The 20,843-nt window shown below is 65.8% G+C and carries 20 protein-coding genes; 11 read left to right on the top strand and 9 right to left on the bottom strand.

Features of this window, described 5'->3' with window-relative positions; genetic code table 11:
- The first annotated feature begins 103 nt into the window (after positions 1 to 103).
- The 5 genes from ACVMIH_RS12860 to coaA all read left to right on the top strand — a co-directional run bounded on the left by ACVMIH_RS12860 (position 104) and on the right by coaA (position 5,577).
- Positions 104 to 562 carry a hypothetical protein gene (locus ACVMIH_RS12860; protein ID WP_141341559.1) on the top strand — a complete coding sequence of 153 codons (459 nt, stop codon included), beginning with the start codon at positions 104 to 106 and terminating at the stop codon, positions 560 to 562.
- A 254-nt stretch (positions 563 to 816) separates the two neighbouring features.
- A complete protein-coding gene (locus ACVMIH_RS12855; protein ID WP_141341576.1) occupies positions 817 to 1,677 on the top strand; it encodes an FAD binding domain-containing protein in 861 nt (286 codons plus the stop codon).
- A gap of 4 nt (positions 1,678 to 1,681) precedes the next feature.
- Positions 1,682 to 2,164 carry a (2Fe-2S)-binding protein gene (locus tag ACVMIH_RS12850; protein ID WP_057017586.1) on the top strand — a complete coding sequence of 161 codons (483 nt, stop codon included), beginning with the start codon at positions 1,682 to 1,684 and terminating at the stop codon, positions 2,162 to 2,164.
- Positions 2,161 to 4,419: a xanthine dehydrogenase family protein molybdopterin-binding subunit gene (locus ACVMIH_RS12845; protein ID WP_141341556.1), complete on the top strand. Its 2,259-nt coding sequence runs from the start codon at positions 2,161 to 2,163 to the stop codon at positions 4,417 to 4,419. The genes ACVMIH_RS12850 and ACVMIH_RS12845 overlap by 4 nt, the downstream gene beginning before the upstream one ends.
- A gap of 225 nt (positions 4,420 to 4,644) precedes the next feature.
- Complete coding sequence (coaA, locus tag ACVMIH_RS12840) at positions 4,645 to 5,577, top strand: type I pantothenate kinase (RefSeq protein WP_076831663.1); 933 nt, start codon at positions 4,645 to 4,647, stop codon at positions 5,575 to 5,577.
- A gap of 120 nt (positions 5,578 to 5,697) precedes the next feature.
- Here coaA and ACVMIH_RS12835 read toward each other — a convergent pair whose 3' ends face one another.
- Positions 5,698 to 6,642, bottom strand: coding sequence for an ornithine cyclodeaminase family protein (locus ACVMIH_RS12835; protein ID WP_057017584.1), 945 nt, complete (start codon positions 6,640 to 6,642; stop codon positions 5,698 to 5,700).
- Positions 6,643 to 6,801: 159 nt separating this feature from the next.
- On the opposite strand from ACVMIH_RS12835, the gene ACVMIH_RS12830 reads away from it, so the two are divergent.
- Positions 6,802 to 7,542, top strand: a complete 741-nt coding sequence (locus tag ACVMIH_RS12830; RefSeq protein WP_456862076.1) for a bestrophin-like domain — start codon at positions 6,802 to 6,804, stop codon at positions 7,540 to 7,542.
- 259 nt (positions 7,543 to 7,801) lie between these two features.
- A complete protein-coding gene (locus ACVMIH_RS12825) occupies positions 7,802 to 8,188 on the top strand; it encodes a COG4315 family predicted lipoprotein (RefSeq protein WP_456862074.1) in 387 nt (128 codons plus the stop codon).
- Between the two features lie 167 nt (positions 8,189 to 8,355).
- Here ACVMIH_RS12825 and ACVMIH_RS12820 read toward each other — a convergent pair whose 3' ends face one another.
- A complete protein-coding gene (locus ACVMIH_RS12820; RefSeq protein WP_057017581.1) occupies positions 8,356 to 8,937 on the bottom strand; it encodes an HdeD family acid-resistance protein in 582 nt (193 codons plus the stop codon).
- Positions 8,938 to 9,182: 245 nt separating this feature from the next.
- Between ACVMIH_RS12820 and ACVMIH_RS12815 the strand changes: the two genes are divergently transcribed.
- On the top strand, positions 9,183 to 9,404 hold the full coding sequence (locus ACVMIH_RS12815; RefSeq protein WP_026192947.1) for a dodecin: 222 nt from the start codon (positions 9,183 to 9,185) through the stop codon (positions 9,402 to 9,404).
- 343 nt (positions 9,405 to 9,747) lie between these two features.
- Here ACVMIH_RS12815 and ACVMIH_RS12810 read toward each other — a convergent pair whose 3' ends face one another.
- From ACVMIH_RS12810 to ACVMIH_RS12795, 4 genes are all read right to left on the bottom strand, one after another.
- Entirely contained in the window at positions 9,748 to 10,308 is a 561-nt protein-coding gene (locus ACVMIH_RS12810; protein WP_141341544.1) for a GNAT family N-acetyltransferase, read from the bottom strand.
- Positions 10,309 to 10,326: 18 nt separating this feature from the next.
- A complete protein-coding gene (locus tag ACVMIH_RS12805; RefSeq protein WP_456862072.1) occupies positions 10,327 to 12,684 on the bottom strand; it encodes an Orn/Lys/Arg family decarboxylase in 2,358 nt (785 codons plus the stop codon).
- 106 nt (positions 12,685 to 12,790) lie between these two features.
- Positions 12,791 to 13,942 carry a DJ-1/PfpI family protein gene (locus tag ACVMIH_RS12800; RefSeq protein WP_456862070.1) on the bottom strand — a complete coding sequence of 384 codons (1,152 nt, stop codon included), beginning with the start codon at positions 13,940 to 13,942 and terminating at the stop codon, positions 12,791 to 12,793.
- Between the two features lie 201 nt (positions 13,943 to 14,143).
- Complete coding sequence (locus ACVMIH_RS12795) at positions 14,144 to 14,740, bottom strand: tetratricopeptide repeat protein (RefSeq protein ID WP_456862068.1); 597 nt, start codon at positions 14,738 to 14,740, stop codon at positions 14,144 to 14,146.
- A 257-nt stretch (positions 14,741 to 14,997) separates the two neighbouring features.
- On the opposite strand from ACVMIH_RS12795, the gene ACVMIH_RS12790 reads away from it, so the two are divergent.
- The gene (locus tag ACVMIH_RS12790; RefSeq protein ID WP_456862066.1) at positions 14,998 to 15,384 is read left to right on the top strand and encodes an ester cyclase; all 387 of its coding nucleotides are present in this window, start codon (positions 14,998 to 15,000) and stop codon (positions 15,382 to 15,384) included.
- 28 nt (positions 15,385 to 15,412) lie between these two features.
- Here the strand turns inward: ACVMIH_RS12790 and ACVMIH_RS12785 are convergent, their stop codons facing one another.
- Entirely contained in the window at positions 15,413 to 17,146 is a 1,734-nt protein-coding gene (locus ACVMIH_RS12785; RefSeq protein WP_456862064.1) for an adenylate/guanylate cyclase domain-containing protein, read from the bottom strand.
- 129 nt (positions 17,147 to 17,275) lie between these two features.
- Positions 17,276 to 17,830, bottom strand: a complete 555-nt coding sequence (locus ACVMIH_RS12780; protein WP_057019672.1) for a PAS domain-containing protein — start codon at positions 17,828 to 17,830, stop codon at positions 17,276 to 17,278.
- A gap of 486 nt (positions 17,831 to 18,316) precedes the next feature.
- Here ACVMIH_RS12780 and ACVMIH_RS12775 point away from each other — a divergent pair, with 486 nt between their 5' ends.
- Positions 18,317 to 19,114, top strand: a complete 798-nt coding sequence (locus tag ACVMIH_RS12775; RefSeq protein ID WP_057019671.1) for a rhomboid family intramembrane serine protease — start codon at positions 18,317 to 18,319, stop codon at positions 19,112 to 19,114.
- Between the two features lie 191 nt (positions 19,115 to 19,305).
- On the top strand, positions 19,306 to 19,734 hold the full coding sequence (locus ACVMIH_RS12770; protein ID WP_057019670.1) for a CBS domain-containing protein: 429 nt from the start codon (positions 19,306 to 19,308) through the stop codon (positions 19,732 to 19,734).
- A 3-nt stretch (positions 19,735 to 19,737) separates the two neighbouring features.
- On the opposite strand, the gene ACVMIH_RS12765 is transcribed toward ACVMIH_RS12770, so the two are convergent.
- On the bottom strand, positions 19,738 to 20,784 hold the full coding sequence (locus ACVMIH_RS12765) for a patatin-like phospholipase family protein (RefSeq protein WP_057019669.1): 1,047 nt from the start codon (positions 20,782 to 20,784) through the stop codon (positions 19,738 to 19,740).
- Positions 20,785 to 20,843 lie beyond the last annotated feature (59 nt).

Below are 20,843 nucleotides of genomic sequence, written 5' to 3'. Positions count from 1 at the left end.
ACTTGTATCGCCTGGGTTAGCCGGGGTTGGACACCTTTCCGGTAGCTTGTTTGATGAGTGTTCGGCGGTCGAACCGCCGCGTCCCTTTGAGAGGCAAGACGCCATGCGCCGCGGTCTGCTCGTTCTTCTCGTGTTCGTCGGCATGGCGGTGTCCGGTCAGGACGTACGCGCCGCGGAGTTCGGCACGCGATACAGCTACCAGCAGCTGCAGGACCTGACCGAGAAGGGTCCCAAGGGCGAAGCCCTCGCTTTAGGCTACGTGAGTCTCACGCACTCCTTCATCCTGCCCTACAAGATGACGGGCTATTATGCCCTGATGGTCAAGGGCTCCGGCAAAGACCTCAACGGCCGCCCGCTCAACGTTTACCACGAGCTCTCGCAGGAGAAGATCGAGCAGATGCAGCGTGCCGGCGCGCTGCCCAATCCGCTTCCCCCTTACCGGCGCACGATCTTCGAACACATGTTCGGCTATGTGTTGTGGTGGTGCATTCCGGCGGCGCTGCTCATCATCGGGATGTTCTCGATGCTTGGGATCGGCTCCGGCAAACGCGGTCAGGCCTGACCGATCTGGTTGGCGGCCTCGTCGCGGCGGGTCGCGAGCGCGCCCCAAAGCAAATGCCGCGCGCCGCCGCCGGCACCGCACAAGTCCGCATCCTGCATAGGAGCCTGCGCTTCCTGCCGCACCTCGCAGGCTGTTCGGACCCCGATCCGCCGTGTAGGCTCGCGATCTGCCGGCCAGCAATCAATAAGGCCACATCCCGCAAATCTTAAGGGAACAAGCAGTCGAGGGAGACCGAAAGAACCGTCATGACCGATATCCGATACGTAGCACCGCGCACGCTTGACGAAGCGATTGGCGCATTTGCTGCCGCCGGGAGTGCCGCCCGCATTATGGCAGGGGGCACCGACTTATTGGTGCAAATGCGCTCCGGCCTGGTGCGGCCGGGACTGATCGTCGACATCAAGAAGATCGGCGAGATGACCGAAATCAGCGAAACCGCCGATGGCGGTTTCCGTGTGGGTGCGGCCGTCTCCGGCATGGAGCTCGCCGAGCATGCGCGCTTTGGCAAGGTATGGCCCGGCGTGCTCGAGGCCGTGAACCTGATCGGCTCCAAGCAGGTGCAAGGCCGCGCTTCCGCCGGCGGCAATCTCTGCAACGGCTCGCCAGCGGGCGACAGCGTGCCGGCGATGATTGCGGCGGGTGCCGTCGTCACCGTGCAGGGTCCGAACGGCCGGCGGGACATGAAGGTTGAGGATGTGCCGGCCGGACCTGGCCGCACCAACCTCAAGCCGGGCGAGATCCTGGTGAGCTTCACCTTGCCGCCGCGGCCGAAAGGCTCGGGTGACGCGTACCTGCGGATGATCCCGCGCACCGAGATGGACATCGCGGTGGTCGGCATCGGCGTCAGCCTGACCTTGAAGGATCGCGTCTGTACCGCGGCCCGCGTCGGCCTCGGTGCGGTGGCACCGACCGCGCTGCTGGTTGAGCCTGCCGCCCAGGCGCTGATCGGCTCGAAGCTCGACGATGCCGCGCTCGAAGCCGCCGCTGCCGCATGCCGCGCCGCCTGTCGTCCGATCGACGACAAGCGCGGCACCATCGCCTACAGGACCAAAACCGCCGGCGTGCTGCTCAAGCGCACCGCCGCGATCGCCGCACAGCGCGCGGGAGGACACTAGCACCATGGCGAAACTGCACGTCACCACCTCAGTCAATGGCGAGCCGGTCGAATTCCTGTGCGAGCCGTACGAGACCATGCTCGACGCGCTGCGCGGGCAATTGGGGCTCACCGGCTCGAAGGAGGGCTGCGCGTCCGGCGATTGCGGCGCCTGCTCGATCACGCTCGACGGCCGCCTGGTCTGCTCCTGCCTGATGCTCGCGGCTGAGGCCGAGGGCCACGAGATCGGGACCATCGAGGGCATGGCCAGAGGCGAGAAGCTGCATCCGTTGCAGCAGAAGTTCCTCGAGCACGCCGCGCTTCAGTGCGGCATCTGCACCTCGGGCATGCTGGTCGCCTCCGAGGCGCTGCTCGCCAGGAATTCAAACCCGACCGAAGAGGAAGTCCGCTTCTGGCTCGCCGGCAATCTCTGCCGGTGCACCGGTTACGACAAGATCGTCCGCGCGGTGATGGAGACCGCGGCTGAAATGCGGGAGGCTCGCCCATGAACGTCGTCAACAACAAATGGATCGGCCAGCGCACCATCCGGCCCGATGGCGTCGACAAGGTGACCGGCCGCGCGGCGTTTGCCGCCGACACCACCATGCCCGGCATGATCTGGGGCAAGGTGCTGCGCAGCCCGCATCCGCACGCCCGCATCAGGTCGATCAACACCGCCAAGGCCGAGGCGCTGCCCGGCGTCAAGGCGGTGGTCACCGCGCGCGACATCGTCGACTTCACGATCGAGAAGGGCGCCGTCATGCTCGGCATCCAGGACATGCGCTGGATGTGCCGCAACGTGATGGCGCGCGACAAGGCGCTGTTCCCCGGCCATCCCGTCGCCGCCGTCGCCGCGACCACGGAGGCGATCGCGACCGAGGCCTGCAAGCTGATCGAGGTCGACTACGAGGTGCTGCCCTGGGCGATCGAGATCGACGACGCGCTGAAGGCTGATGCGCCGATCCTGCACGAGTTCAACAAATTCGACGGCAAGCCCTCGAACATCATGGGCCGCCTCGAATCCAAGAAGGGCGACATCGCGCAGGGCTTCAAGGATGCTGAAGTCATCATCGAGCGTTCCTTCACCACACGCCCGGTGCATCAGGGCTATATCGAGCCGCATGCCTGCCTGATCTCGGTTGCGGCCGACGGCAAGACCACGATCTGGTCGTCGAGCCAGGGCCAATTCATGGTGCGCGCGATGACCTCGATGCTGACCGGCATCCCGCAGAGCGACATCCGCGCCATCCCCGCCGAGATCGGCGGCGGTTTTGGCGGCAAGACCATCGTCTATCTCGAGCCGCTCGCCACCCTGCTCGCCAAAAAATCCGGCCGCCCGGTGAAGATGGTGATGACCCGCGAGGAGGTGATGCGCGCCACCGGGCCGACCTCGGGCTCGAAGAGCACGGTGAAGATCGGCGCGAAGAAGGACGGCACCATCGTCGCCGCCCATGGCAGCTTCTATCTGCAGGCCGGCGCCTTCCCGGGTTCGCCGATCCGCGGTGCGGTCGGGTGCAGCTTCGCGCCCTACGACATCCCGCATGTGCTGTCGGAGGGGTTCGACGTCTGCTCCAACCGCTCCAAGGTCGCGGCCTATCGCGCGCCCGGCGCGCCGATCGGCGCCTATGCGGTGGAATGCGTGCTCGACGAGCTTGCCGAGGCGCTCAAGATGGACCCCTTGGCGCTGCGGCTGAAGAACGCGGCGAAGGAAGGCACCAAGGCGGCGCACGGCCCGGTGTTCCCACGCATCGGCTATATCGAGACGCTGGAAGCCGCCAGGAACCATCCGCATTATGCCGCGCCGCTCGGCAAGCTGCAGGGCAGGGGCGTCGCTTCCGGCTTCTGGTTCAATGCCGGCGGTGAATCCTCCGCGCAGGTCAACATCACCGAGGACGGCAACGTCGTCGTCACGACAGGGCACCCCGATATCGGCGGCTCGCGCGCCGGCATCGCCAATATCTGCGCCGAGTTGCTCGGCATCGACTACAAGCGCGTCTCCGTCATCATCGGCGACACCCAGACGGTCGGATTCTCCAACCTCACCGGCGGCAGCCGCGTGCTGTTCGCCTCCTCGATGGTGGTGACGCAGGCCGCCGACAAGGTGATCGCGACCTTGCGCGAGCGCGCGGCGAAGGTCTGGGAGATCGACCCTGAAGCCGTGAAGTGGGAGAACGGCGCCGCGCATCCGGTGAGCCCGAATGCCGGCCAGTTCGAACCGCTGACGCTCGCCGACCTCGCCGAGAAGGCGCCGTCGCAGGGCGGTCCGATCGGCGCCAGCGTGCAGCTCAACACCCAGGGCGCCGAGGGCGGCTTCGGCACCCATATCTGCGACGTCGAGGTCGATGTCGATCTCGGTATCGTCCGCGTCATTCGCTACACCGCCGTGCAGGATGTCGGCCGCGCCGTGCATCCGAGCTATGTCGAGGGCCAGCTGCAGGGCGGCGTCGCGCAGGGCATCGGCTGGGCGCTGAACGAGGAATACATCTACAACAAGGACGGCAAGGTCGATAATCCCGGCTTCCTCGATTATCGCATGCCGGTCTGCTCCGACCTGCCGATGCTCGACTGCGCGCTGGTCGAGGTGCCGAACCCGAAGCATCCGCAGGGCGTCAAGGGCGTCGGCGAGGTGCCGCTGGTGCCTGTGATGGCCGCGGTCGCCAACGCCGTCCACAACGCGCTCGGCAAACGCTTCTACAGTCTGCCGATGTCTCCGCCGAAAGTGTCGGAGGCGCTGGACGCACCGACGCAGCAGGCCGCGGAGTAGGGAGCGTAGGGCGGGTTACGCCAACGCAAACCCGCCCTACGGTTCTACTACGGTCGCCGCGTAGCCCGGATGAGCGAAGCGATATCCGGGGGGAGACCGGCCCCGCATGTCGCTGCGCTCATGCGGGCTACTCGTTGCCATCGCCGCCGCAAAGGGCGATTGACGTAACCGGCATTGCCTCGGCAAGATCGATCGGACGCATCAGGCTCACCGTGAACGGCTGAGATGACCCACCCCGACGAGCTGTCCGCCTACATGATCTTCGGCCGCAGCGATTGGGCGGCCTTGCGCGCCAGCACGTCGCTGACGCTCTCGGACGCCGATCTCGCGGCGTTGCGCGGCTTGAACGAGCCGATCAATTCCGCCGAAGTCAGCGACGTGTATCTGCCGCTGACGCGCTTGTTGAACCTGCATTTCGCGGCGGCGCGCAACCTTGCGCACGTCAAGGCGGAGTTTCTCGGCCGCCCGGCACGCCGTTCGCCCTACATCGTTGCATTGGCCGGCAGCGTCGGCGTCGGCAAGAGCACCTTTGCCCGCGTGCTGTGCGCGCTGCTGGCCCGCTGGGCCGATCATCCGCGGGTCGAGCTGGTGACGACCGACGGCTTCCTGCATGCCAACGGCGTTCTCGAAGAGCGCGGGCTGATGCGGCGCAAGGGTTTTCCCGAGAGCTACGACCTGCCGCGCATGCTGCGATTTCTCGCAGCGGCGAAGGCGGGCGAACGCGAGCTCGAGCTGCCGGTCTATTCGCATCTGATCGGCGATATCGTGCCGTCGGAACGCCAGGTCATCCAGCAGCCGGACATCCTGGTCTTCGAGGGCCTCAACGTGCTGCTGGCGCGCGGCACGGCGCCGGTGGTGGTGTCGGATTTCTTCGACTTCTCGATCTATCTCGATGCCGATGAGGCCGACATCCAGTCCTGGTATGTCGAACGCTTCCTCAGGTTGCAGCCGACAGCGTTCCGGAATCCCGCCTCCTATTTCCACCACTACAGGGACCTGCCGCCGGGTGACGCGCGCGAGGTCGCGGAGCGGCTGTGGCGCGAGCATCATCGCGCCAATCTTAGGGAGAACATCTTGCCGACGCGGACGCGGGCCGACGTCGTGCTGCGCAAGCGCGCCGATCACTCGATCGGCGAGGTCTGGCTGCGCGAGACGTAGAAGTAGCCCGGATGAGCGAAGCGATATCCGGGGGAGGCTGATCCCGCATGTTGCGGAGCCCGTCATCGGGCGCGCATTCGTGCGACCCGTTGGCTCATGCGGGCTACAGAACAGTTCCGCTTACCGCAGCTCCTTCCCCAGCTGCGCAAGCACCGTCTCGCAGGTCATCAGATCCAGATGCCCGCCGCCGGCGTTCTTGAAGAAGGTGATGTCGCTATCCGACAGCCGCCCGGCGACCTTGCCGCCGGCGAGGTCGTAGTGGTCGCCGAGCACGTCGCTCTCGGTGATCGCGCCGCTCGCGATCGGTTGCAGGATGTCGCCGACGCCGTCGAAGGCGGATTCGCGGCGGTCGACGAAGATGCGCGAACGCCGCGCCGCCTCGTCGTCGGACTCGCGGGTCTCCGGGGTGAAGCCGCCGACCAGATCGAGATGGGTGCCGGGCCTTAAATTGGCGCCCTTGACCAGCGGCTCGCGCGAGCGGGTGCAGGTGGTGATGATGTCGGCCTCGCGTGTCGCGGCGTCGAGATCGGTGACGGCCTTGGCCGCGATGCCGTCGCCTTCCAGCAGCGCGGCGAGCTCCTGGGCGCGTTCAACTGTCCGGTTCCAGACCCGCACCCGTTTCAGCCGCGGCCGCACGGTGCGGTGGCCGCGCACCAGCCAGCGGGCCATCTCGCCGGCGCCGACCACCAGCAGCGTCTCGGCATCCGGCCGCGCCAGGTGTTTCGCGCCGAGGGCGGAATCCGCGGCGGTCTTCCAATGGGTGATCTCGGCGGCGTCCATCACAGCGAGCGGCCGCCCGTCGTTGCCGTCGAACAGCACGCAGACCGCCTGCACCGCCGGCAGCTCGCCGTGGGCGAGGTTGCCGGGAAAGCTGGTGTAGAGCTTGGTCATCATGAAGCGGCCGGCATCGACCGCGCTGCGCGTCACCAGCTGCTGGCCCTTGTCGTCGCCGAGATAACCGTCGTGCACCGCGATCTTCGGCCGCCGGTGCGCGGCCTCGATCGCCTCGATCAGGACCGGGAAGCTCAGGACGCGGTTGACCTCGCTGTCGTCGACGATATGCACGTGGTATCTCCTCTGGAGCGCCCCTCGCGCTCTCGCCGGATGTCCCCCAAATCTGTGCGGACTGGATAGCGCGTGGGGGCGGCTAGTCAACCGGACATGCACCGCCGGGCGTCCCTTGCTATCCTGCGGACCTGATTCTCTCGCAGGTTTTCGCAAGCCGTGGTTGCATTCATCGTCGCCGTCCTGATCTTCATCCTGCTCGGCGGCGCCGCGCTTGCGACCATGGCGATCCATGTCCGGCTCGCCGATCATCACCGCAGCGACGAGACCAATACCTCGGTACGCCTGGTCGCGACGCTGTTCGTCACCATGCCGTCGCTGCTGCTCGGCCTGATGATGAACAGTGCCGCCAACACCTATGTGGCGGTCGATCGCAATCTGCATGTCTTCGCCACCGACCTCATCCTGCTCGATCGCAGCCTGCGGCCGCTCGGGCCGAGCGCCGACGAGCCGCGCAAGCGGCTGCTCGCCTATGTCGAGCAAGTGCTCAAGGATGTTCCGATCTCAAGGGCAAGCGCGGTGTCGGAGTGCCTGCTCGACGAGGTCGGCACCAGTCTCCGCGAACTGCGGTTCGACGACGAGCAGAAGGTGGCGCTGTGGAACGACGCGCGCTCGGTCTATCGGCAGGCAGTGCAGCAGCGCTGGACCTTTGTCGAGCAGTCCGACGGCTCGTTTCCGTCGCCGCTGATCTGCATCCTGGTCGGGTGGCTGACGCTGATGTTCGCCACCCTCGGCTTTCGCGCGCCGCGCAACGCAGTGGTGATCTCGACCACTGTCGCCGCCGCGGCGTTGATCTCGGCCGCGATCTATCTGATCCTCGAAATGAGCACGCCGTTCTCCGGCCCGATCCAGCTCTCCGACCGCCCGCTGGTGCGCGCGGTCGAGGAAATCAGGCGGTAGCACATTCGGTGTTGTAGCCCGGATGAGCCAACGGGTCGCGCGAACGCGCGCCCGATGACAGGCTCCGCGATATCCGGGGCGGCTCCCGCATGTCGCTCCGCTCATGCGGGCTACGGGACGGTATCGGCACACGCTCCCGGCTTTATTCCCCTCGCATTGATCGCCGTCCCGAAAATTCTTCGCGCGCCATCAGCGGAATAGTGCGTGCCCTCCGGCGTCCTTACGCATGCAAGCTATTTGCATTCGAACAGGAGACATCATGAAGACATCGATCTCGCTCGCGCTCGCCACCGCCATGTCGCTTTCGCTCGCCTCGACCGCCTTTGCCGCGCCGCCGACCAAGACCGGAACCACTGCGAAGGGCTCCATCCTCACCGACGCCAAGGGCATGACGCTCTACACCTTCGACAAGGATTCGGAAGGCAAATCGGCCTGCAACGGCCCGTGCGCGACGAACTGGCCGGTCTTGAAGGCGGACGCCAGCGACAAGGCCGAAGGCGGCTACACCATCATCTCGCGTGACGACGGCTCCAAGCAGTGGGCCTACAAGGGCAAGCCGCTCTATACCTTCGCCAAGGACCAGAAGGCCGGCGACATCACCGGCGACGGTTTTCTCAACGGCGCCTGGCACCTCGCGCAGCCCTGAGGCTTGCAGGTGGATTGAGGGTATGGCGGGTTAGCGCAAGCGTAACCCGCCATCTCTCCGCGCATGAAACGTGCGGCGCGTCACGCGGAGCTTGCCATCGGGCCGCCCTGCGAGCGGACCCGTTGGCTAACCCACCCGTCGATCGTGCCTGAGGCGACGATCGCGCCTCACGCCCTGCGCTTCAGCGCCATGCCCATGCTGATCCAGCTCACGCCGGCGCAGATCAGATCGACGCTGAGGAAAATGCCGAGCACGTAGAGGCTCGACACCGGCCAGCGCGCCAGGATCATGGCGCCGAGCACCAGCGTGATCAGGCCGGAGATCGCGACCATTCCCCACGGCGCTTCCGAGTTCATGCCGAACGCGAGGAAGATGCGGACGATGCCCGACACCACCAGCGCGATGCCGAGGAACAGCGTCAGCGTCGCCGCGGCGAGCAGCGGGTTCTCGAAGGTGATGAAGCCCGCCACGACATAGAGCGCGCCGAGCAGCAGCCAGAACAGGAATTTGCCCCAGGTCTTGAACTGGAACGCGTTGATGATCTCGGCGACGCCGGCGACGATCATCATGGCGCCGACGAACAGCACGCTGACGACGGTGGCGAAGAAGACGCTGCCGAAGGCGAGCACGCCGGCGATCAGGTAGATCACCCCGAGGGCGACGATCCAGCCCCACTTGGCGCGGAGGTTGGAAAGCCCGGATCCGAGGCTGTGAGGAGGTGTGGCGGGTGAGCTGGACGCAGTGGACATCGTATCGCTCCCGAATACTTGATGAAACCATGCTACCATAGGTCAAGGCCCGGACAAGGGCGGGTGCGCAGCTGGCACGAAATGCATGCTGGCACCAAAGGCGCCGCGACACGTTTATTCAATTCGTCCGGCGTGTTGCCGCGCAGCATTCGTCGGTTTTGACGATGGCCGGCCCGCATCGGACGATGGACTGTCCGAACCGCAGCGCAAGCGGTCCGGATCGCGCATCCACAGAGGAGGTCGACATGCCCGCCACGCACGACAAGGATCACGTCTACAAAATCCTGGAACTGGTCGGATCATCGGACAAGAGCATCGAGGCGGCGATCGAGAACGCCGTGAGCCGCGCGTCAAAGACGATCCGGGAAATGAAGTGGTTCGAGGTGGTGCAGACGCGGGGCCATATCGAGGACGGCAAGATCCGGCACTATCAGGTGGCGCTGCGGGTCGGCTTTACGCTGGAGTAGGGCGTTCAGGTCGCTTGCGCCTTGCAGCCTGCAGGATTACTCGGGACCCATGGGTGCGATTGGCATCCGGCTTTCCCTGCGCCCTCTGTCATCAGAGCGGCGAAACGAAATGCAAAACTCGCGCTGCAGAGGCCGCGAGAATGCCGGTGTATGACTCACCGGCCGCGCAACACATTCGCTGTCGTCCCGGCCTAGTGCGCAATAGCGCACGGGGGGCCGGGACCCATAACCACCGAAGGTGATTATTGCGCGACGCTGGGGCCACAGCCTTCCTTGCCAATCCAATCCTGTGGTTATGGGTCCCGGCCTTCGCCGGGACGACGAATGGAAAGTGTCGTGCCCATCACCGTCGCGACAGCGGCGCGGGGGGCGGCGGGGCGGTGGCGCCGGCGGCGAGCGAGCGCTGCACCATCATGGTGTCGGACCAGCGGCCATAGCGATAGGCGACACCGGGCAAATGCCCGACGCGGGCGAAGCCGAAGCGGTCGTGCAGCGCGAGCGAGGCGGCGTTGTCGCTGTCGATGTAGCCGATCATCTGGCGGAAGCCGGCGGCGGCGCAGGTGTCGATTAACTCCTGCAGCAGCCGGCCGCCAACGCGCTGGCCGGTGAAGCGGTGATGCACATAGATCGAATGCTTCACCGTGTAGCGGTAGGCCGGTCGCTTGCGAAACAGCACGACATAGGCATAGCCGACCACCTCGCTGTCGCAGATCGCGACGAGGTGGGGCAGGCGGGTGTTGCGCAGATTCTTGCGGCGGTCGCGCAGATCGTCGGGCTCCGGCGTGCCACTGTCGTCGACGCTTTCCTCGACGCCGCGGCGGATGTGGTGGCGGTAGATCGACAGCATGGCGTCGACGTCGCTGTCGCGGGACGGGCGGACGGTGATCTTGTGATCATTCTCCATTGTGTTGCGTCCGTTCGCCTATTCGGACACGACATAGGTGTAGAAGCGGACGCGGCCGGAGTCGTCGATCTCCTTGTAGATGCCCTGGACCTCGACCTCGAAGCCGGGGAACGCATTGAAGCTCGCTTCGAACACCTTCAGATAATCGATCATCGGCTTGCTGCGTTCCGACAGCCGCTCGCCGGGCACGATGGTGGCGATGCCGGGCGGGTAGACCACGAACGGCGTCGCGGCGATACGGCCGAAGATCTGGTCGATCGGCAGATAGTCGACATCGTTGCGCACCAGATAGCGCGAGGCCTCGCGCGGCGACATCGCGATCTCGGGCAGGTGCTCGGGCATGAACTGTCTGGCCTGCAGCGCGCTGACGCCGGCATCGCGAAAGAAGCGGTGCATGTCGCCGCAGAGGTCGCGCAGCCGCACCCCGGCATAGCGGCCCGGACGGCGGCGGTAGAATTCCGGGATGACGTCCTCGAGCAGCGCGTTGTCGTCGTGCAGCTTCTTGAAGGCGACGAGCCCGGAGACCAGCGTGCCGGCCTTGCTGGCCTCGACGCCGGGCGTCAGCAGGAACAGCAGGGAATTGAGGTCGTTCTTTTCGGCGACGATGCGGTTCTCCCGCAAATATTGCGCCACCACCGGTGCGGGGATGCCGTGATCGGCATAGGCGCCGGTGGCGTGATCGAAGCCCGGCGTCAGCAATGTGAGCTTGTTCGGGTCGGTCATCGCGAAGCCCGCGGTCAGCTCGGGAAAGCCGTGCCAGGTCTCGCCGGGACTGAGCTGCCAGTAGGACGGATTGGTCGCGAGCTGATCGGTCGAGATCGTCTCCCAGGCGACATTGTGCACGCCGTTCTCGCGCGCGACGTCGGGGATCTTCACGCGATCCGGCACGAACGGCTCGAAGAACCAGCGCCGCTCGGGGCGCGTCTCCTTCTCCTCGAACTCGCGCTTCACGGCGCGGATCTTCTTGCGCAGCTCGATGCCGAGCCGGATCGTGTCGTCCCACAAAACTTCGCCGGAGCGGCCCTTCATCATCTGCGCGCCGACATCGAGCGAGGCGAACAGCGGGTAGAACGGCGACGTCGAGGCGTGCTGCATGAAGCTTTCGTTGAAGCGGCGATGCTCGACCCGGCGCTTCTGGCCCTTGATGTGGCGGTCGCGGATGTGGATCTGCGAGGCCTGCGAGAAGCTCGCGAGCTGCTTGTGGGTCGATTGGGTCGCAATGATGCCGGGCGCCTCGGGGCCGAGATCGGACAGTCCCATGGCGAAGCGGCCGGCATAGATCGGGTGGAATTTCATGAAGCCGGCCCAGGCCTCGTCGAACAGGATGTAGTCGCAGAGATGGCCGATCCGCTTGAGGATCATCTCGGCCGAGTGGATGGTGCCGTCATAGGTGCACTGCTCGACCACGGCGACCCGGAACGGACGCTCCTTCTTCCAGGCGTTCTCGTCCTTGACCAGCGGGTGCTTGCGGATATGGTCGCGCAGCGTGCCCTCGTCGAGCAGGTCCCAGCGCATCGGCCCGATCAGGCCCCAGGCGTTGCGCACCGTCGGCACGTAGACCGGGATGCCGCCGCCGATCAGCAGCGCGCCGTGATGCGCGGCCTTGTGGTTGTTGCGGTCGAACAGCACGAGGTCGCCGTCGGTGACCAGCGAGCCGAGCGCGACCTTGTTGGAGGTCGAGGTGCCGTTGAGCACGAAGTAGGTCTTCTCGGCGCCGAAGATCCGGGCCGCCTCCTTCTGCGCCCGCAGCGCCGGCCCTTCGTGGGTGAGGAGGTCGCCGAGGTCGAGCACGGAATTGTCGAGGTCGTCGCGGAACACCGCTTCGCCAAGGTGTTCGACGAACACCCGTCCGATTGGGCTGCGGCTGTAGAACACGCCGCCATTGTGGCCCGGGCAGGTCCAGAGCTGGTTGCCTTCCTCGGCATAGTCGACCAGCGCGCCGAAGAACGGCGTCTTCAAATTCTCGGCATATTGCTTCAGCCTGGAGATCAGGTTCTTGGCGATGAAGGGCGGGGTTTCCTCGGACAGGAACACGTAGCCGTCGATGAAATCGAGCACCTCGACCGGCAGGTCCTCGAACCGCTTGCGCCGGATCAACAGGATGATCGGGAAGTCGAGGCCGCGCCGGCGCATCAGGTTGATCAGCGCCGCGGTCTTGCCCTCAAGTCCCTTCTTGCCCCAGTCGACCACCATGCAGCCGATCGCGGCGTCGGTCTGCACCGCGATCTCGGCATCCTCCAGCTTGCGGGCGCGAACCACCTCGAAGCCGGAGCGCTCGATCTCGGCGATGATCTGGTTGAAGCGGATGCCCTCGAGGTCGTCGGCCTCGAACACCGGCGCAGCGAACAGGAAGTTGAAGCGTTTGAAATAGTCCATGCGTGTCCCCGAACTGGTCCGGCGCTGACGTGTCGGCACAATTCATGACAGGCAGATGACAATGGGGCGGATGGAGGATCGAATACGTTGTTGGGGACGCAATCCCTCACTGCACGGCGTCAGCCCGTGGATATTCGAGCTGCGCGGCGACGAAATCGGCCGTATCACGGCCATAGCGTGTCTCGATCCCAGCAAGCGCCCGGTCGAGCGCCTGCGCGGGCGGCGCGGTGCCGACCGCGGGCAGCAGACGATCTGCGGACCAATCCGGCGCCACGACTTGCGGATAGACGCGCAGGCCGTTGCGGGTCGTCACCGCGTCGCCGGTCGCGGCGAACGTCACGGCATGCGAGCGGTAAGTGCGCGACCAGCTGTCGGCGACCAGCGCCAGCGAGACCTCGTCGACGCCCGGAGCCAGCGCGAGGCCGAGCTGTTCCCGGTTCCAGAACGCCAGCGTGTTCCGGATGGCGGTCGACGCGAAGGGACGCGTGAACTTGAAGGCGTTGCTGTCATGCCGCGCGTCCCAGCCGGGCAGGCCGATCTCGCGCGCGACGGCCTCAGCCCTGGTACGGCCGGCGATCGCCTCGATCAGGGTCAGCGACATCGGCATTGACGCCGAAATCCCCGTCGTCGTCGCGACGCCGCGGTCGACCACGATGCGGCGGTCGGCGACGTAGCGGATCTCAGGATGTTTGCTGCGCCAGTTCTTCAGGTAAAACCAGTGCGTGGTGGCGCGCCTGCCGTCGAGCAGGCCGGTCGAGGCGAGCACCTTGGCGCCGGCGCAGACGGCGACGATCACGGCGCCTTTCTCCGCCTGCTGCCGGATCCATTGCATGACCGCCGGATCGTCGTCGCGGCTCATCGCCGGCACGATGACGTAGTCGGCGCCGTCGCCATGTGCGGCATCGAATGCGGCGATGGTCGCATCAGGCTCGACCTTCAGCACCGGGAATAGCGCGACCGGACCGGGTCCCGTCGCCAGCGTGACGACATCGGCAACATCGGCGCGCTTGAGGATGCCGTAGGGCATCAGATAGTCGGTGGTCTCGGTCATGTCGTTGATGCCGGGTATCGCGATCAGCGGGCGCGACCGCTTCGGCGGCTTCAGCGCCGCGAGCATCGCGTCGTGCTCTTGCGTCGCGATCGGCGGCGGAACGCGGAACGCCGATGCGGCGGGCAGGGTGAAGAGCCAGATGCCGCCGATGATTGGAACCAGCGCGGCAACGGCGATGCCGCTCCACGCGAGAAGCCGCCAGGTCATGATGATCGATCTCAGAATATCCGCGTGCGTCGCCCGGCACGCAAGCTACTCGCTGGTCACGTCGACCAAAACGGCGAAATTCCCGCAAAAACGGACACGCGAACAACGCGGCTCACAGGCATAGCCCGGACGAGCGACAGCGACATCCGGGGCCGGTCCTTCCCCGCATGTCGCTCCGCTTATGCGGGCTACGCGACGCGCTCAGTAGACGAGGTTCGTACCCGGCGGCTTTTCCAGTGCCGCCGCCAGCGTCCGATACTCTTCGCATTCGGTGCCACAGATCTCGGCGATCCGCTGCAGATGATACTGCGCCTGGTCGCGGTTTCCCTGTTCGATCTGCCACAGGCCGTAGTAGTTCCACGTCAGGACGTGGTTCGGATCGGCCTTGAGCGCACGTTCGTACCAGGCTTGCGATTGCTTGTAGTCGCCGAGCTTGCGATAGGAGTAGCCGATCAGGTTCGCGACGTTCGGCTGATCATCGCGGCCGAGTGCGTGCAACTGATCGATCGCGGCGGCGTAGTCGTTGCGTTCGTAGATTGTCGCATAGGCCGCGCGATAGCCGTCGCGAAATGCCGGGTCTTCGAAGCCGGACTGCTTGACGGGTTTCTTGACCTTGTGCGTGGTCTTTCTGTCCTTCTGCTGGGGATAGGACGGCGCGGGAGTGCCGTAGCTCGACCCGTATGGGTCGCCACCACCGCCGCCGCCGCCACCTCCGCCGGCCGCGACGGCGGTCTGCGGTGGGAACAGAATGATCGGCGCTGTCAGGAATGCCGCAAGCATCATCGGTGACTTGATCATGTACGCCTCCGATTTGACAAGGACAGTTATTGACCTGAAGCACTAACTCCCGATCGCGGGAGACATTCCGCGCGTTTTGAGAAATTGTTTGCCGAAGCGGCAATCGCACTGTCTCTTCGGGACGTCGCGCTTTCACGTGCACGCCGGCTGAGTGTTTCGTTCGCGCCATCGGACATCGGAGTCGAAACTGACATCGGTGTTAGAATCACACGCAAATGCTCAATGGCCATCTGGACCCGCGGCAAGGAGGACGATCGATGATGAAAACGGACCTCGCCGAGATCTACCGGAACTACATTGCCTGTTTGAATCGCCAGGACTGGCCGCAACTCGGTCAGTTCGTTGACGAGGATGTGTGCCACAACGGCCGGCGGCTCGGGTTATCCGGCTATCGCGCGATGCTGGAAGGGGACTTTCGCGACATCCCGGACCTTCGCTTCAACATCGTTCTGCTGGTGTCGGATGCGTCCCATGTCGCGAGCCGGCTGGCGTTCGACTGTTCGCCGAAGGGCGCGTTCCTCGGTCTCGGCGTCAACGGCAAGCGCGTCTCGTTTGCCGAAAACGTGTTCTATGAATTCCGCGACGGGAAGATCGTGCAGGTCTGGTCGGTGATCGACAAGGTTGCGATCGAGGCCCAGCTGTAGCGGCGGAGCCTGGATGAGCGTGACGCCGCTACTTCCGCTCCGGATGCCAGGCGCCGTCCCAATCGGCCGCCGGCGGATCTTGCCTGAACGCTGCGACGCGCGCCTTCATGGCGATCGACGGGCCGTCGCCGGGCGCCGCCGCCAGCGCCGCGGCGAAGGCTTGCTCGGCGTCATCCCAGCGGCGCTCGCGATAGGCGGCGAGACCGTCCGCGTAACGCTGCCGCAACTCGGTCTGCGCCGGCGTCAGTTCGTCCTTCTTGCCGAGGATCTCGAACACCGCGACCGGCTGGGTCTGCCCCATCACCACGAGGCGGTCGATCTCGCGCAGCTCGACGGTTGCGGCGCAGGCCGCGGCGGTGGCCTCCGAGATCAGGCTGCGGCTGCCGTAGAACTTGTTGGCGCCTTCCAGCCGCGAGGCGAGGTTCACGGTGTCGCCGAGCACGGTGTAGCTCATCATGAACTCGGAGCCGATGCTGCCGACCAGGGCCTCGCCGGTGGCGATCCCGATCCGGATGTCGCAATCGGCCGGAATCACGCGGACGCCGAGCAGTTCCGGCAGATCCTTGCGCAGCTGGTTGACCTGGCCGATCATGTCGATGGCGGCAAGCGCGGCCAGATGCGTCTGCTCGGCCTCCTCGACGAAGGGCGCGCCCCAATAGGCCATGATGGCGTCGCCGATATATTTGTCGATGATGCCGCGATGCGCATGGACCGGCGCCGACATCGTCGACAGGTAGAGGTTCATGATTTTGACGAGGCCGCTCGGCGTCACGCCCTCGCTCAGGCTGGTGAAGCCCTTCATGTCGCAGAACATCACCGTCATGACGCGGCGCTGTCCTTCGGTCGCGGCGATCGCGGGCTGTTCGAGCAGGCCCTCGGCGATCCGCGGATTGATGTAGCGGCCAAACGTCTCGCGGATGCGCTGGTTGTGCCGCAGCGTCTCGATCATGCGGTTGAAGGCGGCCGACAGCTGGCCGATCTCGTCCTGGGTCGTGATGGTGATGGCGCCGTCGAGGCGGCCGGCCTCGACCTCGCGGGTGCTTTCGAGCAGGCGCATCACCGGACGCGTGATGCCGCTGCCGACCAGCATCGCGAACACGAAGCCGAGGATCGCGGCAATGGCGGTCACGACGCCGGAGATGATGATCGCCCGCTGCTGGGCACTCATCACCTTCGCGGCGGCCGAAGCGACCTGCGCCAGCATGTCGGCACGGATGCCCTCGATCCTGGTGTTGAAGTCGTCGCGCAGGGCGTCGGCGCGCAGCGTGGTCGCTTTCGCCGCCGCAAAGTCCTTGGCGTCGATTTGCTCGAGCAGCGTCTTGTTCTCTGCGTTCAGGCGCATCAACAGGTCGTTGACGGCATTGTCGATGCGGTCATCGAGGCGTCCGAGCGCGGCGTTGTCGGATGGCGTCGAAGGATCGGCGATGATCGCATCGATCAGCGTGCGCGCGGCGTCGGCCTCGCGCTTGATCAGGGGCTCGATCTCGTCGAAGGCCTTGCGCGCGCTTTCGTAGCCGGAGTCTTCGCCCGGCGCCTGCATCTTCGCCATCATCATCCGGCGCATGGCGAGCGACCGCTCCAGCGCGCGGATGTTGACGCGGGCGAGGTGGCCATAGGCGGGGATGTAGCGGTTGGTGAGCTCGTCGAGGAGATGGCCGACCTGGCCCGCCATCACCATCGACAGCAGCGAGGTGACCACCGCGAGGATGATGAGTCCCGCGGCAATGCCGACGATCTTCTGCCTGATCGAATTCCGAAACATGCCCAACCCGGCCGCAGCTGCAATGAGCGGGTCCACCCCGCCGTGGCGGCCAGACAGCTAATAGAGTTCCGCGGGGCGCGGTGCAAGCGACCGGCGCCTGCCATCCCATCCCGAGGCGGGCGCCGGCGGCTAGCGCAGGCCTTCGTAGACCATCAGGCCGCGCGCGATGGCGAGCTTGCGCAGGGTCCGCGGCACGAACCGCTCCTGGGGATGCAGGTAACGCCACGAGGTCAGCACCAGGTCGTGCAGCCGGCCGACGTCGTCCTCGAACGGGGCGAGCAGGCCGGTGAGGCTCGCCGGCATGTGGACGCGGCTCGTGAAGGGCAGCAGCAGCAGCTCGAGATGCGCCTTGGCGCCGCTCTCGGTCGTGGCGGTGATGCCGGCGATGGCCGGCAGGGTCTCTTCGACGACGCAGGTGATGATGTCTTCGATCTCGCCGCGGCTCGCACCGGTGAACAGGGCGGAAAAGCTCCGGTTCTTGAGGTCGCAACCGAGCAGGGCGGAGGTGCGGGTGCCGGCGACGCGGAACGGAAATCGGGTCTCGCCGTCATAGGACAGCACGAAGATGTCGGACAGTAGTTCGCGTACCGCGGACGGCTCGAACTCACTCCGGTCAGGTGCACGTGCGGTGCCGCGCTTCGCATTCCAATATGCGAAGAACTCGCGGCTCGAGCTGTGTTTCATCTAAACCTTGCCCGGCACCTGTCTCGGCGGGACACATCTGTCCCGGTTTTGCTCAGGCGCCTTCCCTTCTCTGTTGTGCAGGGAAGGCTGTGCAGCGTCCATGCCGTGGCCGCGCTTTGGGCGGCTTATCGGCAGCTTTGTGTTGTTAACGTAAATTTAACTATGTCCTTGGCCCCCGCGGAACCAGTGGGTAGGGTCCGCGCGTTCCCGTTCGCGCCGGCTGTCCCAAGCGCCGGCGCCTTTGGTACACAGGTGGCGTCAAACAGTTTGGTCACCGTGCGGGGAGGGGTGGGGATTTTCTCCCGATCCCTCCGGGGCACGAGAAGACCAGCAGACCAGGGAGGGCGTTCTCAGCGCCCTCCCTTTTCTTTTGTCCCGATTCCGCACTGCGCGACACCTGGTGTCCGATTTTGGGATTGTGCACTTGCACAGGGGTGCGAAAGCCGCCTATCTCTGATCCACCGCCGCATCGAGGTCGCCGACCCCTTGGACTCCCATCCCGAATCCCCGCTCGCGCCGCCGCCGGAGGCGCCGCGCGAGCCGATCCTGACCTTGCCGCCGGCGCTCACCGCCTACATCCTCCTGATCGCGGTGATTCATCTGCGGGTGCTGCTGCCGCCGGAGCTGGAGAACTGGACCATCGACGTCTTCGGCTTCATCCCGAAGCGCTACGATTCGACGCTGCTCGACATCACCTTTCCGGGCGGCGAAGGCGCCAAGGTCTGGACCTTCGTCACCTATTCGCTGCTGCACGCCAACCTCACCCATATCGGCTTCAACGTGCTGTGGTTGCTGCCGTTCGGCAGCGCGCTGGCGCGGCGCTTCGGCGCGCTGCGTTTCTTTGTCTTCATGGCGGTGACGGCGGCCGCCGGGGCGCTTGCGCATCTGTTGACCCATGAGCACGCGATCGCGCCGATGATCGGAGCGTCGGCTTCGGTGTCGGGGACGATGGCGGCGGCGATCCGCTTTGCCTTCGTGAAGGGCAGCTTCCTGTCGTTCAGCCGTGGCGATGCCGAGGCGGCGGCCAAGGTGCCTGCGCTGTCGCTGTGGCGGGCGCTGCGCAACGGACGGGTGCTCGCCTTCCTGGCGATATGGTTCGGCGTCAACATCCTGTTCGGCGCCACCTCGCTGTCGCTCGGCGGCGAGGGCGCGAGCGTCGCCTGGCAGGCGCATATCGGCGGCTTCCTCGCCGGACTGCTGCTGTTCTCGTTGTTCGATCCGGTGCCGCGCACGCGGGACGATGCTGCAGATGCGTCGTCGGTGGATCAGTCGGGGCGCGTCTGATCGCCGCTTGCGGCCTGGATCGAATTCCTCCATCATCTTTGTGACGCAGAAACAAAGCGGGCCGACAAATCGAGCCCTGCTACTCGCCGCGCCCCGGAACCGAAATCGGCGCGGAACTGTTGATTGAAGACTCTGGCGAACAGGCTCGGCTCCGCTCAAGCGGGGCGCGAGCGGATTCAGGGAGGCCGACAATGACGGTACGTTCCATTCTCGATGCAAAAGGCCATCAGGTCATGAGCGTCGCGCCCGGCGCGAAGCTCTCGGCCGCGGTCAAGCTGCTCGGCGAGCGTAGGATCGGCGCGGTGCTGGTGATGGAGCAGAGCCGCATGGAGGGCATCCTGTCGGAGCGCGACATCGTGCGCGTGCTCTCTGAGCGCGGCGCGGGCGCGCTGGACGAACCGGTCAGCGCGGTCATGACCAAGAAGGTCGTGAGCTGCCGCGAGTCCGATACGGTCAGCGGCATCATGGAGATGATGACCACGGGGAAATTCCGCCATCTTCCTGTCGTCGAGGACGGCAAGGTGGTCGGGCTGATCTCGATCGGCGACATCGTCAAGCGGCGCGTCGAGGAATATGAGCGCGAGCAGGAGGCGCTGCGCGACTACATCAAGACCGCCTGAGCGCTACTTGCCGGTGCTGCCCGCGCCGCTCGACGGCGGCGCCAGGATGTCGATTGCCTCCTCGATTGCGCTGATGGAGCGTTCGGCGGCGCGTATCCCGTGCGCGATCAGGTCGTCGGCGCGGTGGAAGTCGAACCAGCCGATCTGACCGACCCGCGGCGAGATCAGCATGTCAGGCGGATCGCCGGCAAGGCGTGCGCGGGTGATGCGGTCCTGCATGATGTTGAAGGCGTCGACCATGACGCTCGAGATGCCGGGCCGGCTGGCGCTGCCGAAAAACTCCCGCTTCACGGTACGTTCGGCGGAGAAGAAGCGGCCAAACCGGCGCTTCGGCGGCTCCGGCTCGAGTTCGGCCTCGGCGGTCACCGCAACCGTCACCTCCGGCGCGGCGGACGGGCCGTGATTGTAGATCGTGGTCGAGTGCGCGAACACGTCGCTGGAGAGGTTCGCCGCAATGACGATCTCGGCGCCGAGCGCGCGCGCGGCCGAGACCGGCACCGGATTGACCAGCGCGCCGTCGACCAACCAGCGGTCGCCGATCAGGACCGGCGCGAAGATGCCGGGCAGGGCGTAGGAGGCGCGCATGGCGTCGACCACGCGACCCTGGGTCAGCCAGATCTCGTGCCCGGTGCGCACTTCGGTGGCGACGCTGGCGAACTTGACCGTGAGGTCCTCGATCATGACCTGGCCCAACGCAGCCTCGATCTCGGCGGCCAGCTTGGCGCCGCGGATCAGGCCGGAGCCGTTGAGGCGGATGTCGAGGTAGCCGAGCACGCTGCGCGGCTGCAGGCCGCGCGCCCATTGCTCCAGCGTCTCGATATGGCCGGCCGCATAGGCGCCACCGACCACGGAGCCGATCGAGGTGCCGACCACTACATTGGGGACGATGCCGTGGGCCAGCAGGGTCTTGATGATGCCGATATGGGCAAAGCCGCGCGCGGCGCCGCCGCCGAGCGCAAGCCCGATGACCGGCCGGCGAACCGTTCCCAAGCCTACCTTGTCGGGGCCGTCGGAGCTCTTGTGGCCTCGGCCCATCCAGCTATCCAACACGACAAATCTCCTGCCAGCGCGAGACTAGGCTGCGCAGCATGGCTGCGCCAGCGTCGTCC

The sequence above is a fragment of the Bradyrhizobium sp. USDA 4503 genome (genome assembly GCF_054055815.1).
This window is presented reverse-complemented; position numbering and strand designations above follow the sequence as displayed.

Bases quoted from the DNA above. Each gene is read 5' to 3' on its own strand.
- ACVMIH_RS12850 (WP_057017586.1), top strand. From the start codon at position 1,682: ATGGCGAAACTGCACGTCACCACCTCAGTCAATGGCGAGCCGGTCGAA.
- ACVMIH_RS12790 (WP_456862066.1), top strand. From the start codon at position 14,998: ATGATGAAAACGGACCTCGCCGAGATCTACCGGAACTACATTGCCTGT.
- ACVMIH_RS12770 (WP_057019670.1), top strand. From the start codon at position 19,306: ATGACGGTACGTTCCATTCTCGATGCAAAAGGCCATCAGGTCATGAGC.
- ACVMIH_RS12815 (WP_026192947.1), top strand. From the start codon at position 9,183: ATGCCCGCCACGCACGACAAGGATCACGTCTACAAAATCCTGGAACTG.
- ACVMIH_RS12805 (WP_456862072.1), bottom strand. From the start codon at position 12,684: ATGGACTATTTCAAACGCTTCAACTTCCTGTTCGCTGCGCCGGTGTTC.
- ACVMIH_RS12795 (WP_456862068.1), bottom strand. From the start codon at position 14,740: ATGATCAAGTCACCGATGATGCTTGCGGCATTCCTGACAGCGCCGATC.
- coaA (WP_076831663.1), top strand. From the start codon at position 4,645: ATGACCCACCCCGACGAGCTGTCCGCCTACATGATCTTCGGCCGCAGC.
- ACVMIH_RS12785 (WP_456862064.1), bottom strand. From the start codon at position 17,146: ATGTTTCGGAATTCGATCAGGCAGAAGATCGTCGGCATTGCCGCGGGA.
- ACVMIH_RS12800 (WP_456862070.1), bottom strand. From the start codon at position 13,942: ATGACCTGGCGGCTTCTCGCGTGGAGCGGCATCGCCGTTGCCGCGCTG.
- ACVMIH_RS12825 (WP_456862074.1), top strand. From the start codon at position 7,802: ATGAAGACATCGATCTCGCTCGCGCTCGCCACCGCCATGTCGCTTTCG.
- ACVMIH_RS12845 (WP_141341556.1), top strand. From the start codon at position 2,161: ATGAACGTCGTCAACAACAAATGGATCGGCCAGCGCACCATCCGGCCC.
- ACVMIH_RS12780 (WP_057019672.1), bottom strand. From the start codon at position 17,830: ATGAAACACAGCTCGAGCCGCGAGTTCTTCGCATATTGGAATGCGAAG.
- ACVMIH_RS12820 (WP_057017581.1), bottom strand. From the start codon at position 8,937: ATGTCCACTGCGTCCAGCTCACCCGCCACACCTCCTCACAGCCTCGGA.
- ACVMIH_RS12860 (WP_141341559.1), top strand. From the start codon at position 104: ATGCGCCGCGGTCTGCTCGTTCTTCTCGTGTTCGTCGGCATGGCGGTG.
- ACVMIH_RS12810 (WP_141341544.1), bottom strand. From the start codon at position 10,308: ATGGAGAATGATCACAAGATCACCGTCCGCCCGTCCCGCGACAGCGAC.